The following is a 19,246-nucleotide window of genomic DNA, read 5'->3' as shown; positions in this document are numbered from 1 at the left end:
ATGAACGCTTCATAAATAAATATATGACTCCAATATGGCTCCATATATGACTCCATTTGGCCAATAGATTCATTAATATACTATTGTGTTATGAGATCAATTTAATATAAAGAGTAAATTGCAGAAAAAAGACTTCATATCAGGAAGCAGATTATTCGCAAGCAGAAAATTGGGAGTTGATTCTTATATCTCATCCAAAAACCGTAGAAGAAATGATTGATTGTTCAGGGCCTATAGAATGTGATTTATTGCCCAGACTTATTCATGTGACTGAAGCTGCAGCCATTGCCGCAGCGTATCAGATGGGGCGTGGGAACAAAAGTTTTGCCGACCAGGTAGCAGTTGCCGCCATGCGAAGGATGCTGAATAAACTTGACATGAAAGGCATAATCCAGATTGGGGAAGGAGAAAGGGATGAGGCTCCCATGCTTTATATCGGGGAGCACGTAGGAACAGGAAAAGGAGACCTTGAAGTCGATATTGCAGTCGACCCGCTTGAAGGAACAAACCTTACCGCAGACGGCGGGTCTGGCTCGGTTGCAGTTATGGCAATGGCTGAAAGGGGCGGAATTTTCCACGGTCCTGATATCTATATGGACAAGATTGTTGTCGGGCCAGATGTAGTGCGCTACGAAGAGGAACACCCTGATGAAAAGATTGACCTGGATGCTCCTGTCAAGCACAATCTTGAGATCGTCGCAAAGGCTCTCGACAGAAGTGTTGACGAGCTTGTAGTCGTTGTGCTTGACCGGCCAAGGCATGCCCAGAAAATAACCGAAATTCGGGAAGCAGGCGCTCGCGTAAAGCTAATCAGTGACGGAGACCTTATGCCCGGAGTTTCAACTGCAATTCGTGGGTCGGGCGTTCATATGGTAATGGGCTCAGGCGGTTCGGGTGAAGCAGTACTCACAGCGGCTGCAATCAAAATCCTCGGCGGAAAAATCCTTGCAAGGCTTGCGCTTCCCACGGTTGCAAACGGAAAGAGCCAGGACATGATCGACAAAGAAATTGAAGAAAAAATGCCAAGGCTCGAAAAAATGGGAATCACTCTTCAAAACATCAATGATGTCCTTGATACCGACAAGCTTGTGCCAGGGAACGACGTGATCTTTTCAGCATCAGCTGTAACTCCCGGCCATTTTCTACGAGAAGTCAACCTGTTCGGCAGTGGGGATGCCAGGGTACACACAATCTCAATGGGTGCATCTGGATCTGTCAGGTTTACGGACAGTATTTATATAAAGGATAAGCGTGAGACTCCTCTCTACCTGTAAATCCTTTTATTCTCTTTTTTCATCTTTTTTAAAACACGGACTTTGCGAAAATACAGAATTTGATTACACAACTTGGCTACAAAATTTGATCACAGAACTTGATTACAGAGTTATCAAATACAGAATTTGATTATAGAATTCTCAAACACAGAACTAAAGAATAATACAAAACTAAGAGATACATAATTCAAAATTTCAGAATTCAAAATTTCAGAATTCAAAATTTCAGAATTCAAAATTACGGAATTAAAAAACATAGAATTTAGAGTTAAATCATGAAAGTCTATCTTGAAAGTTTTGGCTGTTCGGCGAGCCAGGCCTCAGCCGAGATAATGAAGGCAAGTGTCGAAAGACTAGGACATGAACTGCTGGGCCCAGAGGCTGCCGATCAGGCAGAGGTCTATATTTGCAATTCCTGTACGGTAAAATACACTACAGAACAGAAGATCTTGTATAAAATCCGCAGCATGGGCGAGAAGAATATTAAAGTTATCGTTTCCGGCTGTATGCCTGAAGTCCAGCTTGAGGACATCCTGCATGCAAATCCCGAAGCTCATATCCTGGGGGTAAATGCTATTTCCCGGCTTGGAGAGCTTCTTTCATTAATCGAGCAGAGAAAAAAGAAAGGTCTGCGCGGAGGAGAACATCTGGAATTCCGAGCTTCTGAACCTGTGGGCTTTCTCAATGTCCCGCGTGAGCGTTCTAACCCTAATATTCACATATGCCAGATCTCGCAGGGCTGCAATTTTGCCTGTTCCTACTGTATTGTAAAATATGCAAGAGGCAAGCTGCACTCTTTTCCACCGGATGAGATAGTTGAAGATATCCGTTCAGCTGTTGCCGAGGGATGCAGGGAAATTTGGCTCACATCCCAGGACGACAGCCAGTACGGAATGGATACGGGTCTCAGACTTCCGGAACTCCTGCGTATGATCTCGGAAATTCCAGGCGACTTCAAAGTAAGGGTAGGAATGATGAATCCTTTCTCTGTCCTCCCCATACTCGATGATCTGGTAGAAGCTTTTGATTCCGACAAGGTCTTCAAACTACTCCACATCCCTATTCAGTCTGCTTCTCACTCGGTCCTGAAGAGAATGAACCGTCTGCACAAAATGGACGTAGTGGACACAATAATTAAGAAATTCCGTGACCGTTTTGAAGATTTATCCCTTTTCACCGACATAATTGTAGGCTTCTGCGATGAAACCGACGATGAGTTCAAAGAAACTGTTGAATGGGTACAGAAATACCGCCCTGAAAAGGTCAATATCTCAAGATATTCTCCCCGCCCGCATACGAAAGCTTTTTCCTTCCGAAACCTCGACTCAAGAATTTTAGTTCAGCGTTCTCATGAATTGCATAAGGTCTGTGAACAAATTAAGCTCGGGTCCAAGCAGGCAATGATCGGCTGGAAAGGCCGGGTTTTTGTCTCAAAATATACGGAAATCGGTGATGTTCTCACCCGCACGGATGCTTATCGTCCGGTTGTTATAAGCGGCTCGAATCTAAAACCTGGCCAGTACGCAAATGTGGAGATCGTTGCTGCAAAACCTGGATATTTCCTTGGAAAATTGGCTGAAGGTCGACAAGTTTCTGAGACATGAGAATTTAATAGGGAATGCCAGGTACAGGTGTATTTCTGTTGTATCCTGAGATAAGTTCCACAAACTCAAAATTCTTTAGAATTCCAATTCATAATCCAACAGCAGGTGACGCAAAAGGTTAAATCTTCGGTGAATTCCAATTCCATTTTTGTATCGTGGAATGATTACGTAAAATGGAACAAATTCAAAGTTGGAATATAATAGCGGATCACCTGTATACAATATATACCGATACTGAAATAAATTTAAAAAGCGAACTAATTTGGACGAAACAACCTAATTAAACTCAGTTTCTAGTTAAACTCAGTTTCTAATTAAACTCAGTTTCTAATTAAACTCAGTTTCTAATTAAATTCAGTTTCTGATTTAAACCCAGTTTCTAATTGAATTCGGGTCCTAATAACAGAACCTCTGGTTGTTTAACTCCTGACCTTGAGATATTTTCTAAAATTTGAATATTTTATATTTCCTCTGGATCTATTTTTGACACATTCTTTATCTAATGTGCGGTAAATCTAACAATTCCCTTTATACATCGAAATGTATAAATACTTCTACTCATATGTGTGAAAATAGGATTCCAGGACTTTTGAGTATAAATGGTCACAATGGAAACAGGTGGAGTAAAAAGAATGAATATTTGCGTAACAGCCAGTGGTGAAGGTCTCGACTCCGAAGTGGACCCCAGGTTTGGGAGATGCAGCTACTTTGTAATTTATGACCCTGATACCAGAAATGTGGAATCTATATCAAATGCAGCTGCGTTTACTTCTGGAGGTACCGGTATAAAGGCAGCGGAAATTGTTGCAAATGCAGGAGTCGATGCCCTCTTAACAGGAACTATGGGACCCAATGCTTTTTCCATTTTCTCAGAGCTTGGTATCGATGTTCAAGTCGGAATAAAGGGTACAGTGCGGGAAGCTATCAGGCAGTATGAGGCTGGAGAACTTCAGTCAATCCGCAGTCCCAATACCACTCCTGGTTCTGGCATGAGAAAAGGAAATGGAATGGGAAACGGAATGAAAGGAAGTGGTATGGGAAGGGGAATTGGTAGAGGCAAGTAATCCTGAGTCTTGATAAAATTAGTAAAACAAACTTTCTGAGAAAGACACATTCCTCCATGTGTGAAAAACGGCATTATTCTCCTTTGTTTGCGAAAAACGTCGTTATCCCCCTTAATTTATCAAAAACGGTATTATTCTTCTTTGTTTGCTAAAAACGGTATTATTCCCCTTAATTTGTGAAAAACGGTATTATTCTTATTAATTTGTGAAAAACGGTATTATTCCCCTTAATTTGTGAAAAACGATATTACTCCTCTTAATTTATGAAAAACGGTATTATTTCCCTTAATTTGTGAAAAACGGTATTATTTCCCTTAATTTGTGAAAACTTAAATATTGTGTAATCTCAAGAATATATGTCAATGCAATCAAAAAAACATTACTATTTGATAAAATGATAGAAAGTGAAGGTGATTATATGAAAGTAAGTATTCCTACAAAAGATGAAAATGGTATGGAAGGTGTTGTTGAACCACACTTCGGAAAAGCTCCAACCTACACTATAATAGACACAGAGACCAATCAAGTCACTGTAATTCCTAACACCAGTGAGCATATGGGAGGCACCGGACTACCTCCAGAGTACCTTCATGAAAATGGAGTGGATATAATGCTCTGTGGTGGACTCGGGTTCAAAGCTGTCAACATGTTCGAATCCTATGGAATAAAGGTTTTTGTGGGGGCTGGCGGCACTGTAAGGGATACGTTTGAGGCCTGGAAAGCAGGAAAGCTCCAGAACGCAACTGCTGAGAATTCCTGCTCAGAACATGGACACGACGATCATCACCAGTGCTGAAATCACGAGCAGTACTGCTAGAATAATAGTACTGCTAGAATAATAGTACTGCTAGAATAATAGTACTGCTAGAATAATAGTACTGCCAGAGAGTGTCAGAAAGGTTTCAATTTTCTAAAAATTCAATTTTCTAAGTTGTGATATGAATCAATGACTCATTTAAAACGGATCTTCAAATGAATGCACAAGAAAACTTGGAACTAGGGGTTAAAACATCAAGGAACGCAACCCTGGCGCTTGCATTCCTTGCTTTCCTTAAAGGAGCTGTGGGTATTTATTCCGGAAGCACAGTCTTGTTTGCGGATGCTGTCCACACTGGTCTGGATATTTTTGCCTCTCTAGCAGTCTGGATTGGGCTCAAGATAAGCCTTAAAAGCAGTAAGCATTTTCCTTATGGGTACTACAAAGCAGAGAATATCATAGCTCTCTTTGTTTCTCTATTAATCCTGCTTTCTGGCGTTGAACTGTTAAGGGAAGGTTTTACAGGCTCAAATACCACTTCCCATATTGAATTTCAGGGACTTGCCCTTGCAACGGCTGTTTTTTCAGTACTTACAATCTATGGCCTTTCTGTATACAAGCGAAATGTAGGGACAAAGATCAACTCTCAGTCCTTGATAGCTGACGCGGTGCATTCTTATACGGACGTCTTTTCTTCGATGATAGTGGTTGTGGCTGTTCTTGGCTCTATGCTGGGGGTCTCGAAACTTGACAGTTTAGGTACTATTGTAATTTCTCTTTTGATCTTCAAAATGGGAATCGAAAGTGCCAGGGATGCAGTGCTTACCCTGATGGATGCCTGGCTTGATGAGGATGAAAGTGAGAGAATTAAAAAAGACATACTCAATATCCCGGGCTTGATAGAACTTGAGGACCTGAAACTCCGAAAATCCGGACTTGTGGTTTTCGGGGAAGTTACGGTTGAAGTTGAGGGTGAAACCGACTTAAAAAGGGTGGAGCTGCTTTCAGAGGAAATCAAAACGGTTGTTAAAAAAGAAGTAGAAAATCTGGAGCATATTGTTGTTAATGTAAAGCCTGTACAAAGGATAAATTTTAGGCTAGCTCTTCCCGTTTTTGATAATAATGGGTTTCAAGCAAAGCTGTCAGAACACCTTGGGAAAGCTCCTTATTTTCTCTTTGTAGAGATAAAAGAGGGCAAGGTTGGAGATTATCAAATTATCGAAAACCGATCTTTTAATTCTGAGAAAAAAGGAGGCATGAAAGCCGTAGACCTGATTATTCAGGAAAAAGCAAACGTCCTTGCGGTAAGAAATGTTGGTGAGGGTCCATATTATATGCTCCGAGATAATTTTATAAAAATTCTGCAAATTCCCGACGGGGTAAATACTGCTAGAGAAGTCATCGACAGGTTCCAGAACCTCAAAGAAATCACAGTTCCTGCGAAATAACATGTAAAATCATAGTTCCTGAAAAATAACATGTAAAATTATAGTTCCTGAAAAATAACATGTAAAATCATAGTTCCTGAAAAATAACATGTAAAATCATAGTTCCTGAAAAATAACATGTAAAATCACAGCTCCTGAAAAATAACATGTAAAATCACAGCTCCTGAAAAATAATATGTAAAATCACAGTTCCTGCGAAATAACATGGAGATCGGATATGAAAATTGCAATTGCAAGTGGAAAAGGGGGGACCGGGAAAACCACGGTTTCTTTAAATCTTGCTCTTTCTCTTTCAGATGTACAGCTTTTTGACTGCGATGTAGAAGAACCTAACTGTAATCTTTTCCTTGGCTTTGACCTTGAAAAAGTAGAAGATGTAATTTGTCCGGTGCCTGTAATCGATCAGGAAAAGTGCAATATTTGCAGGCAGTGTTCGGACTTTTGCCGTTATAACGCCCTGGCAGCCATTTCTACCAGAGTTTTGTTTTTCCCTTCTCTCTGCCACGGATGTGGGGGATGTGCTGTCCTTTGCCCGGAAAAAGCAATCCAGGAATCTCAGAGGTCCCTTGGATTAATTGAAAAAGCAAAAGGAAGAAGTTCACCTGAGTTTTACAGGGGGCTTTTAAATATAGGGGAAACGATGACATCGGCTGTTATCAAAGCGCTCAAGAAACATATCGATGACCGGAAAACTGCAATTCTAGATGCCCCGCCCGGAACTTCCTGCCCTGTTATTGCTTCTATTGGTGATGTGGATTATTGTGTGCTTGTGACTGAATCAACACCTTTTGGTTTCCATGACCTCAAGCTTGCCGTAGGTGTTGTAAGAGCGCTTAAAATTCCCTTTGGAATTGTCATTAACCGCTGGGGGTTAGGAGACTCAAGGGTTGAAGAATACTGTAAAGCCGAAGGAATTCCGGTCCTTCTCAAGATCCCAAACGATCTCAGAATTGCAGAACTCTATTCTCGCGGCATTCCCTTTGTTCAAGAAATGCCGGGATGGAAAGAACAGTTTCTTGGTATGTTTGAAGCAATAAAACTCCAGCTTGCAGGTGTAGAGGAAGCGAGAACATGAAGCAGCTTACTGTAATCAGCGGAAAAGGTGGGACTGGAAAGACAACCCTTACGGCAGCTTTTACTTCGCTTGCAAAAAATGCTGTCATTGCCGATTGCGATGTGGATGCAGCTGATATGCATCTGATCTTGAAACCCGATATTCTGGAAAAAGAAGACTATTACAGCCTTGAGGTTGCCAGAATTGACCCGGAACTCTGTATAAAATGCGGAAAATGCAGAGAATTTTGCAGGTATGAGGCGGTAAATGAAAGTTTTGAAGTTGACCCTTATGAATGCGAGGGATGTGCTGCCTGCACCATTGTTTGTCCCAACGGAGCAGTTTCCATGGAAAAAAGGGTTTCAGGCCAGTCTTTTTCTTCCGAAACCCGTTTTGGGCCTATGGCTCATGCACGGCTTGGCATCGGAGAAGAGACGAGTGGAAAACTTGTAAGCACTGTTCGGACCAATGCGAAAAAGCTTGCAGAACAATATCATAAAGATTTAATTATAATTGACGGGCCTCCTGGAACAGGCTGTTCCACAATTGCAGCTATTACAGGTACGGACCTGGTTCTGGTGGTAAGTGAGCCAACCGTTTCCGGAATTCATGATCTTAAAAGAGTTCTTGAGCTTACTGCACACTTCATGATCCCCACTGTTATCTGCATAAACAAGTATGATATAAATGAAGAAAATACCCAGATGATTGAAAATTTCTGTGCCGAACAGGAAATTCCGGTAATAGGCAGGCTTCCTTATAATGACATTGTAACGAAGGCAATGCTTCAGGAACAAACCTTAATAGAGTATGCTAAAAGCAGCGCTTGTTTAAACGAAAATGAGTTTGCGGATCAGGTCTGCCAAATCTGGGCCCGAGTAGAAAATATACTGATGGGCATTCAGGATAAACAGAAAGGAATTAAAACCCTCAAAATGAAGAATTTGTAATTTTTGTAATTTTTTATAATTCTAATTATTACAATCTTTAATAATTGTGGCAAATCCTGTCTATTTTATGGAAGATGCTTGTCAAATAAAAGTACACATTTTTTACTTTTTCAACAGATCTTTACTTTTCAACATGGTATTTACTTTTTCAATTGATCTTTACTTTTTCAATTGATCTTTACTTTTTCAACATGGTATTTACTTTTTCAATTGATTTTTACTTTTTTAGTTGAACTCTCTCTAATCCTTTTTTTACTACTTTTACTTTAGAACCTCAATATTCTTTTTTATAAACTATACATTTTATATACTATTCTATTTATATTATCTTAAGGCTAATAATCTCAAACTTTAGTTTTGATAACCACAGGTTTTTACCTGTACTTCTTTAATCGAAGTCGATTTCTAATTACAAGGGGGTTTAGTGCTGAAAGATATTGCTGTTGGAACCTGTGTACACCTGTTATCCCGGATAGATGACAAAGCTCTTGACGAGTTCTGGAAAGAAATCTCTGCAGGCAAATCTCCGATAGTCGATTCTCAGGGCAATCTGGGTTATTCCTTGTTGAGCGAGGATGGCATTTTATTTATCAGAAATGATTTTGCAGCTACGAGTTATGAGCAGTTTGAGCTGGTTTTTGGGGACCTTTTCCTGCCAGACACGGTTCAGGAACTCCTTCTTAAAGATAAAGTATTGCTTCTTATGGTGTGCAGGAAAGGCACGCAGGACTTATTACTCTCCAAACTTCGCACTGATGTCAAGTTCATGCTTGACCTGCCACGTGGAGAATACTTCTTTTTCGTATTTCTTCTGGACGCGGGCGCTGAATCCTTTTTAAACTCTACAGTCCACGCTATAGGTTTTCCATCCAGAATGCATTTGAACAGCCCGGAGCTTGAGACCTTTTATCTCAAACACCCTGTTGATATCTGGGAATTCGTAGACCCTTCTCCTATAGATATTAAACGCGGAGGACCCTTCTACATCAATATGATTATGGTAAACATTGAACAGATCCCGGGCTGTTCCTTGCTCTTTTCCGAACTTTTGCAGGAAGATGAATCCACACCTCCTCTTTGAAATCTACTCTCTTAAATGAGCTCTGCATCTAAAGCTCTATTTTCTCTCTACTTCAGGTGCAGATTGAGGACTTTAGGTCAAGTGTAATTAGTATAATTAGTATAGTTTTTCAGATTCCAAGAGTTCAAAAATAGTAAAATTAAAATGAAAATCTATTATCCATGATATCCGATAAGAAACTCAATTTTTCACATTCATTATTTGCTGAACTGCAAGGATATCAAATAATGTAATTACTCCAGCCACGAAGAAGATTATTGAAGGTACTGTGCTATAAATAATCGAACCTCCTGTAGCTAATGAATATAAAAAATAAAGCGCGTATAATGGACTTATAATTAAAATAACCCATGTAATGTATGTGAACGCATCCTTACTCATCTTTTCGCTATTGATCTCTGGTTTTTTATTTGTTTTCGTATTTTCGCTATTGATCTCTGGTTTTTTATTTGTTTTCATTTTTTCGCTATTGACATCTGGTTTTTTATTTGTTTTTATCTTTTCGCTATTGGCATCTGGTTTTTTATTTGTTTTCATATTTTTATGCTCCGAGTATCATTATTCATCAAATTTTCTCTTAATATTAATTAATAATGTACAACATATATAATAATTTGAGCCTGGGGTGGTTTTTTCAAGAAAAGTTCCAGATAAGAGAGTTTAGGTGCAAAGTCTCTTGAATGAAAAAATAGTTATAATTGCGGTTTCCAGTAATTTACAATGCAGCCCTTTACCAGATACGAAGAAATAGAACCTTACATCACAAAAGACGGTTCAATTATCCGCGAACTTATGCATCCTTCAGTCCACGGCAATTCAAACCAGAGCCTTGCCGAAGCTACCGTACCAGCCGGCGGAAAAACCCTTCTTCACAAACACCACCTGACCGAAGATCCCGGATATAACAAAGCTCTTGACAAGTTATGGGAAGAAACGTCGGTTGGAAAATCTCCAATGATCAATTTTCAGGGCCTAACTTATTCCTTATTGATCTAGAATGATACTTTATACCCTTAATCATTCTCTATGGATAATACTATTTTCAATTCAAGACCCATTGGTTTTTATGAGGACATTATGAGAATATCAACACAAAACAACGAAGAACCACACTCATTTGTCATAAACGATTTTACTTCTCATAATTATGAGCAGTTTGAGCTGGTTTTTGGGATCTTTTCCTGCCAGACACGATTCAGAACTCCTTCTTAAAGATAAAGTGCTGCTTTTTATGGTGTGCGTGAAAGGCATGCAGGACTTTTTACTATCCGAACTGCGTACTGATATTATTCACATAATGAGATATTTATAAATCATAGAGTCTGTGAGTTAATAGTAAGGTTGCACTATCACCAATATTGCACTAACTAAGAGAATGATTTCAATGTTATCTTTAAAATTCATTAAATAGTAATGTTTTACTTTCTATGGACTTTTAAGATTTTCTAAAATCCAATTTGTCGCCCAAAATAAAAATATAAAAATCAAGATCCTTGTGCCTAACTTATTGAAAAATTATAAATTCATGGCATTTATCTCAAAATTGTACTTTTTCTTCAAATATTTTAAGTACAAGGCAACTATTTTTCCTTCTCAAACTAACATTTTATGAACAGTCCCAGGTGACTTTTTTATATTTATAAAAACAGTTAAATACAGTTATGATATTTTATAATATAAAATAATAAAAATCCAAAAAGTAACTTAAACGAAAAGCTAGCCAGAAACCTTGTTGATCCCCTTCCACAAGATTCAAACAAGGTCTCTCAACGCACAAATTAAATGAAGTCTATTGTGTACACATTATGTTTATGTATACAATGATTACGTCGTATACAACGTATACATTTCATATTGTACTACAATACTACTTAAAGATTGCTACAAAGGCATCTAAATGGCATCTTAAAGGCGTATATTAGGTGACAAATGGTAGTTTTTAGGTACAAGTGTACAGATAACACTTCATGAGGTTTGGACGACTTATGTGAAATAATCATTAAATAAAGGCAAACATGATTATAAACTTACTTATAAATATAAGTGTCCAAAACCTGACACTTTCCGATATTAACATGCTCTCATTTCTTGAGACTTGTTTAGAACTTGCCTTAGTAATGCTATCATGTCATTATAAACTGCATGAGAAACGATAATTCAGAGATCTTCCAAGATCTCTTATTTTTGTTCTTACAATATAATAATTTAAATCTAATTTCGGTTTCTTATTAGTGCTGTGTCCATATAAAGTCAGTCTTTTGTTTAATTTTTCTAGTTTTTTTGTGAACGAAAAGATAATTATAATTGCGGTTTCCAGTAATTCACAATGCAGATCTTTACCAGATACGAAGAAATAGAACCTTACATCACAAAAGACAGTTCAATTATCCGCGAACTCATGCATCCTTCTGTCCACGGAAACTCAAACCAGAGCCTTGCCGAAGCTACCGTGCCAGCTGGCGGAAAAACTCTTCTTCACAAACACCACCTTACCGAAGAAATATATCACATTACCGAAGGCAGTGGGATAATGATTCTTGGATCTGAAGAATTCGAGGTCAAAAAAGGAGATACTGTTTGCATTTCACCCGGTACTCCGCACAGAATTCAAAACACAGGAAATACGCTGCTGAAAATTCTCTGCTGCTGTGCGCCGAGTTATTCTCATGAGGATACGGAATTGGTGGAACAATAATGAAATCTAAGGTCCCGTCCCGGAATAAACTATGCAGATTTCCAATTGAATGTTTTGATTTTCACTATCAAGATAGCCAGTCAAAGTTACAATAAATTCTAAGTTGCATAGGTGATTTCGTTACGGGCACTAAATCTATAGTCAATGTATGAAACTCATGTTTTTTATCTAATTTTTTCTAAATAATTCTGCTTCTACTATTTTTGTCAATTTAAGCTCTTGTATCCCTAAAAATTAAATATGTAAGCCATATGTATACACAAGTTATTCCACAAAAGAGCAAGAATGTAAAGTTCATTAAGTCACTAGGAACAATAATCGCAAAAATACCTCCAAAGTAAGAGATAATAATTAAACCGATAAATCTCTCATATCTTTGAGTAGGGATTTTACGTTCTTTAATATTGTAAACATTCAAACTAGATCGAAGTTCTATTAGTGCATCATAAAATTTGTTTATTTTATCTCCTTTTAAAGAATCAGCTATGTTTAAATATAGTAATGATTCGTTTTCTTTGTGCCATTCTAAGTATCTGTTAACTTGCGTTGACAGCTCATTTTCTATTTCACGTCTTTGGTTTAAATAATAATGAGTTGTCGAAAAAATAACTGTACCTCCTATTGCGAGAGAAAAGAATAGAGTAGAAAGTGAAAGCTGTATATCACTAGTTGATTCTAATATTTGATATGAATTAATGGAAGAACTCAGCGTATTGAATAATTGGAATGTTATATTTTTATCTACTAGGGTTGTTAAAACTAAAAGATACAAGTTTAATAGTATCAGAAATATTGTCAATGTGGTGAAAGTTATATATATATTTTCTATAGTTATAGAAAATATTATTTGCACTATATTCCTTAATTTTATAGACACTTTCCCTAATAATTTGCGTGCAAAATAATAACCGATCAACAAGACTGATATAATTATACTTAACGAGAAAAATACTATATAAACTTGTATATCTTTCGATACATACTTTACAGCTATGTATATTAATGCTGGTATGGCTACTATTAACAAAATATTATACCAGTACCACACATTTTTATTTTTAAAATAAAAATTATTTATTATAATTTGTTCGTCATTTTTATTTCCTAAATCATCGTGAAGATTCTCCAACATTTTAATTTTGGAAGTTTCTGTTACTTTTGAATTAGAAAGTTCTTCATTTATTTGGAAAAACGATTTTTTGTATTGTATAGCCTTAAATATAAAAACTGAAGTTGTTGTAGAAATTAGTAGTATTATAAGTATGGATAAGTCCACAAAGTTTATCATATATAACATATTGTTATTTTTTAGAATATATATCTTATACCACAAAAAAGGCTTATGTTTTTACATGATATTTTCGACTACATCTATACGAAATTCTCAAGCAGAATTTTTGAATTAAATTGAAATGAACCTGCAATTGGCATAAGCCTTTTTAATCTACAAGTGATTTGTAAAAAATCAAAATTTGAATTAATATAATCAGTCCAACTGGGGTGAACAGAAAAAAAATGTCTGTTTAAAAAACTGAATATGAGTGACTGGTTTATTTTGAAAAAAATCATTAGCGTTTTTGTGCTTAAAAGTTATTTTTATTATTTTCATCTTCTATACATCCCTAATTTGACAGATTCTGCTATCAATACAGTATTTTATTACACAAAACACGTTGTATCGACACAGTACATTTTGGTAAAATAAAAAATGTCAAAAAATCATAAGATGCGGGATAAAACTTTGAATAGTATGAAGAAAGCAGAAGCATGAAGCCCGTTCAGACATTATACAATATACGCTTCTGTTAAATTTGGGATACATAGTTTTTTTATTCATTTCTCTACTTTGGAAACGCCGCTCTCCTGCGTCGAGCGTGACAAAGACGACCAAATATGGCGAATATGGTTTCACGGGTTAATTTTGTACTTATTTTTATTTCTCTGGTTCAAATGAAATTGTTTTATACTCTTCGTTAATCCTTTGAGCACCCATTTGTATTCAGTTGTTATTATTCCAACGTGATAGAAATAACGTCTGCCATCATTCTTTACCGGTTATTTTGGCGTTTTGAGAGCCATAATATTGCAAAAGCATTAAAACTCAATCAAAAGCCGGGTTGGACATTTTATCCTGAAAACACCAATCATGCATCAGTAGACGATTTCCGCATTAGGAGTTGTTATTAAATACCCACTCAAAATAACAAAGAGCCTATTATTCTGAATTTATTTTCTTTAATCTTTTTATATAATTATTTTATTATTTAATCACATTATATTAATATTTTGACAAGATAGCAAATTGCTACTAAACGTGAGTATAAAAACACTAGAATTTTAATTAAAAGAAAAATATAAAGATTGGAGTTGGTGGTATGGAACCAATAACTAGGGAAGAACTAGAGAAAATAAAAAAGGATGCAAAAGCAGCCGGAAAAGATGTCTCAGATATCGAGAAACTCCTGGAGCAAAAAGAGATGCCAAAACCTCCCATGGGAGAAGTAAAAGTAACAGGCGTCACTCGAGATGTCTGGATGAGAATGGAAGAAAAAAGTGAGAAGACTAAAGTAAAGGGCAAACGTGTGATTATGTCAACAGGCCCGGCCAGGGAGGAGGATTTTGAATGATCAATCTCGTAGACGAGGCGGGTGCACTTTCAACAGAGGAGTTCCACGAACTGAAGAATTTCGTTGTTGATGAGTGTCTTTGCACTCAAGTAGAAACACCGTGGCTTGAATACGTCAAGATAAGGGCGGATGGAGATACGGGCTACAAGGGCTATTGGACTGCTCAATGGGACGAAGTTGGGCTTGACAAGAGAAATGTAAAAGCAGTGATAATTCTCAATGCCACATATCTGAAGACTCTAGAAGATATGAAGAAAACGTTAGCACATGAGTTTGGGCATCATTGGACCTTGGGCTATATGATCGAAAACTTTGAGCAGGATATATGGAAAGAAAGGATGCCACTAGATTATTACCGGATGAGAGGACTAGATCTGGATAATTTTGCTCCAGATTATTCAAAAGACTGGTATCATTGTGACAAAGAAGTCCTTGCAGAGGATTACAAGTATTTTTATTCTCCATTCGATGGAGAGCATCGTATGAAAAATTTGGTAGGTAATCCTTCAGAAGAAATTAAAGCTAAAATAGTCGACTTAGGCTTGGGAGCAAGGAGAAGCTGGGAAGAGTTAGTTAGATGTAGATTTAGTAAGTCAAAATGAAAAAGCCGATCTCAAAATAGATATACGCTATATATTATAAATTTAGCAATATATATCTGCATATATATACAGATACATAAAATCGATGATGTTCTATTGAAATCATGGAGCATCACCATCACCTTTCCTTCATAGAAATCACATACAGAAAAACCTCGTAAAGAGTTACGGAAACTAATGAATGAAATTTTGTATATTGTTACAACAGGTTATATTTAGTAAGATTTTCCCCGCCAATTTGATTTTTTTTCTGCTTTTTCTTTTTTCCGTTGTTACTTCCTTATTTCCGTTTTTCTAGTTCAAATAAATTCTTTATTTTCTTCATTCAGCTTTGCTACGCCTTTCTGATTCATTCCCAATCTAAAAACAGCTCAGTTTTTAAGATTTCCTCCATTTCAATGCTTTCCAGGATCTCAAAAGCGAGATTTGCCGTAAAATCGTCTTCCGAGTCAAGTAAAGCCTGCAAACGTGGCCTGTCCTCTTCAGTACATATCTTTTTGAGGGTTCCGGCTACTTCGGCTTTTACGAAGCGGTTACAATCATAAAGGCTGTTGATAAGGGGTCCGACGGCCTTTTCAGGTTTTATCCTGCCGAGGGCTTTTGCAGCAGCCAACCGCGTAAAATCATCCGTATCCGTAAGGGCGGCAATAAGGTGATCAATTGCGTTTTCGGCTTTAATCTGGCCGAGAGCTTCGGCTGCTCCTGATCTTCCTTTATTTTTCTGGTCCATCAGTGCATCAATAAGAGGTTCTATAGCTTGGCTGGATTTTATTTTTCCAAGGGCTTTTGCAGCTTCTTCTTTTACAAAGCCATCAGTATCAAAAACCAGAACATCTATCAAGGGCTGGAGGACTTCTTTTGATTTGATCTGGCCGAGGGTGTAGGCAGCAAACCGGCGCACGGTTGCGTCTCTGGACTTGAGGGCACTGACCAGCGGAGGGATAGCTTTTTCACAATCAAAAAGGTTCAGGGACCCGGCTGCAAGCCTCCTGACTTCATCGTCCTCGTTATCAAGGGCACTGATCAGGGATTCAAACGCTCTTTCGCTCCTGCTTTCAGATAGGCTTTGCAGGGCTTTTGCTGTTTCTTTTCGCACAAGTTTATCTTCGTCTTTCAGGGCGTTATCAATGAAATCAAATATTTGGTTTGATATGCAATCAGGAATCCCATAGGGATTTATCTGGCCAAGGGCTCTTACTGCTCCCTGTCTTGTGAAAGGGTCCTGAGACTTAAAAATCCTGATAAGGGGGTCAAGGACTTTTTCGCACTCCAGTTGTCCTAGTGCATTTGCAGCTTCCTTCCTGACAAAGCGGTTTTCATCTCCGAGGGCAAAAAGCAGCGGAGCAATGGCTTTTCTGACTTTCATCATTCCCAGAGCCTTTGCGGCTTCCAGTCGGACTAAATGGCTGTTGTCCTGGAGTTTATTTATCAGGGTTTTAGCAGCTTTCTCAGACTTTATTTCTCCAAGGGATTCTACGGCTGTCTTTCTTACAAACTCGTCCTCATCCGAGAGTGCAAAAACAAGGGGGTCAAGTGTTTCTTCGGACCCTACTCCCCCGAGGGCTTTTGCAGCTTCTCTTCGGACGAAACGGCTTTTATCCCCAAGCATATTGACGAATGTGCCGGAAGTTTTGTCTGATTTGATTTCTCCAAGCGCTTTTGTAGCGATCCAGCGCACAAATTCATCATTATCTTCAAGGGCATCTACAAACGGTTCAACAGCCCTTTCCGATCCCATCCGGCCCAGGGCTTCGGCAGCTCCCAGCCGGACAAGTTTGTCTTCTTCCTGAAATGCTTTTATTAGAGCTTCTGCTGCTTGTCTGGAGTTTATCCTTCCAAGAGCTCCTACAGCTCCAATCCGGACAAAATCGTCTTTAGCCCCAAGTGCGGAAATAAGGACTTCCAGCGCTTTTTCAGATCCAATCTGCATTAGCGCATTTGCAGCTTCCAGCCGGACAGCCCGATTATGATCTTTAAATGTGTCCCTGAGCAGTTCTATTGCTCTTTCGGACCCTATTAAGCCAAGAGACTTTACGGCTTCTATCCGCACAGAATAATCTGCATCCCCAACTGCAGTCTCAAGCGGAATAAGTGCCATCTCGGACCTGGTTTCCCCAAGCACTTTCGCAGTTTCTCTTTTTACCCTGATATCTTTATCCTTAAGTGCTCCAGTATTGGCCCTGATCCCACAGGTTCCTAGCCTTCCAAGGCTCTGAACAGCCTTTACTTTTTCTATAGTATACCTGCTGTCAAGTTTCCTGGCAAGCAAAGCACATAGTTTTTCTTTTGTTTCCGGGCTGGCTCTCACAGCGCACTTTGAAGCCAGATATAAGTTTCCGCTTGAGCTCATTGAATTTACAAGTTCTTCTTCTGATTCGAGCAAATCCGAGGTGAGCATTATCACATTCTCCCATCTCGGATTCCTTAATGATTTTGAAATGTCCATCCCGTTTTCAAAGTAAGTTTTCAGCTTTAAAGCCGCAAAATATTCCTGAAAAGTTCGATCTATTCCGAACCTTACTTCGGACCTCTTTCTTATCAGGAGTCCGAGCTCTAAGCAGGTCTGAAGGAGTTTCCCTGCCCTTACTCTACCAGACTTGCTGTGCTCTATAATCTTTCCAGATTTTCTGCATTCTGTAATCCTTCCAGATTTTCTGCACTCTGCAATCCTTCCAGACCTGCTGGATTCCATATATGCTTCTGCCACTTCAAGGGCATAGCTATACTTACATGAAATCTTATTCCTGCACTGGAGTTTGAAGGCCAGGTTCATAAGGACATTTTCAATATCTGTTCTTTCGGTATTCGGCTCCTGATAATCTACTTTCCCAGTATTTAGCCCCTGAAAGCCTGTTCTTTCGGCACTGGGTTCTTGAGAATCTGTTTTTCCATCAGGTTCTCTCTCCAAATTTGTATTCTCAAAGCTTACTCTTAGAGGCAGCTGGGTCTGGGATCTAAAAAACTCCTCTCTTATCCTGTAATCTTTAAAAAGTTCCAAAATGAGTGCCTGATAGATTTCTGCCCTGTTGGAGGGAATAGAGTCAAAAAGAGTAAAGTGCTGGATGTCTTCCGTTTTTTCTCTTGTCCCCATATGCGCAGTTGAAAGTTTGAGCCAGAGATAAAGCATCAGAGGATTCTGAAGAATCGACTGTGACTGAGTCTCACCCAGGCTCCTGACCTTTAAAAGCTTTGCCTGTCTTTTATTTGTGACGTTCTTTTCTATGAACAGCCTGATATTTTCATCGGTCAATTTTTCAAGTTCGGAAAGTGCAAATGTGCTTTTTAAGCTATCAGAAGGTTCGGGTCTTGAGGCAATAACATATCTACAGGCTTCATACTCGGAAATAAAGTCGGAGATCTCATCAAAAGGAGAGAAATTCTCTGAAGGCATAAGCAGGTCAAGCCCGTCCAGTAACAGCAGTAATTTTCCTTCTCCTTCTAGCAGTTTCTTAAAATCCGTCTCAGAAATACCTTTTTTTGTTACCTGTATTTTTAAATAATTATAAAAAGAGCCTTTAACATAGGAATCAAGTGCTATATATATTGGAACAGATCCCTCTTTTTTCAGTAGGCGTTCCCTAGCATAGACATTACTCAGCCACTTAAGGGTGCTTGTCTTTCCCGAACCTGCTTCCCCGTAAATTATCAGGTGCCTTTCTTTTTCCACAATTTGTGATATCTTGAAGTCGTAGGCAAGGGAAACCTTTTCTTCGAAAAGCCTGCGCGTGATTGGTAGTATTTCTCTGGCAGATAATTCTACGTAGTTACAGACTTTATCCCTATCTTCCAGTATTACGTTTTTCAGGTATGTTCCCAGGTTCCCTTTTGAGCTGCTTTCAGTTATGGACTCAGGCATGTGTCCCCCACAATCTATAAATGGTGTTTCCTTTCCAGATTCTATTCCTTTTGTCAGGGGACCTTTTTTAGGTTTACTGCTTTCAGTATATATCTTCAATACGCATCTTGAGTATATATCTTCAATACGCATCTTGAGTATATATCTTCAATACACATCTTCAGTGTATCTTCAATACGCATCTTCAGTATGTATCTTCAATACACATCTTCAGTGTATCTTCAATACGCATCT

General features: G+C 38.4%; 15 protein-coding genes. 12 read left to right on the top strand and 3 right to left on the bottom strand.

The window, feature by feature from the left end:
• The first annotated feature begins 185 nt into the window (after positions 1–185).
• The 8 genes from glpX to MSBRM_RS13450 all read left to right on the top strand — a co-directional run bounded on the left by glpX (position 186) and on the right by MSBRM_RS13450 (position 9,232).
• Positions 186–1,274, top strand: coding sequence for a class II fructose-bisphosphatase (gene glpX / locus MSBRM_RS13485; RefSeq protein WP_048123438.1), 1,089 nt, complete (start codon positions 186–188; stop codon positions 1,272–1,274).
• A 275-nt stretch (positions 1,275–1,549) separates the two neighbouring features.
• Positions 1,550–2,878 (top strand): tRNA (N(6)-L-threonylcarbamoyladenosine(37)-C(2))-methylthiotransferase, encoded by a 1,329-nt coding sequence (locus MSBRM_RS13480; protein WP_048121103.1) that lies wholly within the window; start codon positions 1,550–1,552, stop codon positions 2,876–2,878.
• A gap of 599 nt (positions 2,879–3,477) precedes the next feature.
• Entirely contained in the window at positions 3,478–3,942 is a 465-nt protein-coding gene (locus MSBRM_RS13475) for a NifB/NifX family molybdenum-iron cluster-binding protein (protein ID WP_052712899.1), read from the top strand.
• A 418-nt stretch (positions 3,943–4,360) separates the two neighbouring features.
• Positions 4,361–4,738 (top strand): NifB/NifX family molybdenum-iron cluster-binding protein, encoded by a 378-nt coding sequence (locus MSBRM_RS13470; RefSeq protein ID WP_048121100.1) that lies wholly within the window; start codon positions 4,361–4,363, stop codon positions 4,736–4,738.
• A gap of 176 nt (positions 4,739–4,914) precedes the next feature.
• A complete protein-coding gene (locus tag MSBRM_RS13465; RefSeq protein ID WP_048155999.1) occupies positions 4,915–6,147 on the top strand; it encodes a cation diffusion facilitator family transporter in 1,233 nt (410 codons plus the stop codon).
• A 217-nt stretch (positions 6,148–6,364) separates the two neighbouring features.
• Positions 6,365–7,222, top strand: coding sequence for an ATP-binding protein (locus MSBRM_RS13460; RefSeq protein WP_048121094.1), 858 nt, complete (start codon positions 6,365–6,367; stop codon positions 7,220–7,222).
• Complete coding sequence (locus MSBRM_RS13455) at positions 7,219–8,151, top strand: nucleotide-binding protein (RefSeq protein ID WP_048155996.1); 933 nt, start codon at positions 7,219–7,221, stop codon at positions 8,149–8,151. Before MSBRM_RS13460 ends, MSBRM_RS13455 begins: the two co-directional genes overlap by 4 nt.
• A 424-nt stretch (positions 8,152–8,575) precedes the next feature.
• Positions 8,576–9,232, top strand: coding sequence for a hypothetical protein (locus MSBRM_RS13450; protein WP_230668885.1), 657 nt, complete (start codon positions 8,576–8,578; stop codon positions 9,230–9,232).
• A gap of 180 nt (positions 9,233–9,412) precedes the next feature.
• Here the strand turns inward: MSBRM_RS13450 and MSBRM_RS13445 are convergent, their stop codons facing one another.
• Positions 9,413–9,769, bottom strand: coding sequence for a hypothetical protein (locus tag MSBRM_RS13445; RefSeq protein WP_048155993.1), 357 nt, complete (start codon positions 9,767–9,769; stop codon positions 9,413–9,415).
• A gap of 183 nt (positions 9,770–9,952) precedes the next feature.
• On the opposite strand from MSBRM_RS13445, the gene MSBRM_RS13440 reads away from it, so the two are divergent.
• Positions 9,953–10,228: a cupin domain-containing protein gene (locus tag MSBRM_RS13440; RefSeq protein WP_048155991.1), complete on the top strand. Its 276-nt coding sequence runs from the start codon at positions 9,953–9,955 to the stop codon at positions 10,226–10,228.
• Positions 10,229–11,558: 1,330 nt separating this feature from the next.
• Positions 11,559–11,927 (top strand): cupin domain-containing protein, encoded by a 369-nt coding sequence (locus MSBRM_RS13435; RefSeq protein WP_048155988.1) that lies wholly within the window; start codon positions 11,559–11,561, stop codon positions 11,925–11,927.
• A gap of 211 nt (positions 11,928–12,138) precedes the next feature.
• On the opposite strand, the gene MSBRM_RS13430 is transcribed toward MSBRM_RS13435, so the two are convergent.
• Positions 12,139–13,203 (bottom strand): hypothetical protein, encoded by a 1,065-nt coding sequence (locus MSBRM_RS13430; RefSeq protein WP_141706320.1) that lies wholly within the window; start codon positions 13,201–13,203, stop codon positions 12,139–12,141.
• A gap of 1,099 nt (positions 13,204–14,302) precedes the next feature.
• Between MSBRM_RS13430 and MSBRM_RS13425 the strand changes: the two genes are divergently transcribed.
• Both MSBRM_RS13425 and MSBRM_RS13420 read left to right on the top strand, forming a co-directional pair.
• On the top strand, positions 14,303–14,554 hold the full coding sequence (locus MSBRM_RS13425) for a hypothetical protein (protein WP_048155982.1): 252 nt from the start codon (positions 14,303–14,305) through the stop codon (positions 14,552–14,554).
• Positions 14,551–15,156: a hypothetical protein gene (locus MSBRM_RS13420; RefSeq protein WP_048155981.1), complete on the top strand. Its 606-nt coding sequence runs from the start codon at positions 14,551–14,553 to the stop codon at positions 15,154–15,156. Before MSBRM_RS13425 ends, MSBRM_RS13420 begins: the two co-directional genes overlap by 4 nt.
• A gap of 349 nt (positions 15,157–15,505) precedes the next feature.
• Here MSBRM_RS13420 and MSBRM_RS13415 read toward each other — a convergent pair whose 3' ends face one another.
• A complete protein-coding gene (locus MSBRM_RS13415) occupies positions 15,506–19,111 on the bottom strand; it encodes a HEAT repeat domain-containing protein (RefSeq protein ID WP_230668883.1) in 3,606 nt (1,201 codons plus the stop codon).
• Positions 19,112–19,246: the final 135 nt, after the last annotated feature.

The sequence above is a fragment of the Methanosarcina barkeri MS genome (assembly GCF_000970025.1).
Lineage (GTDB): Archaea > Halobacteriota > Methanosarcinia > Methanosarcinales > Methanosarcinaceae > Methanosarcina > Methanosarcina barkeri.
The sequence above is the reverse complement of the archived record's forward strand: the minus strand, read 5'-3'. Positions and strand labels throughout refer to the sequence as shown.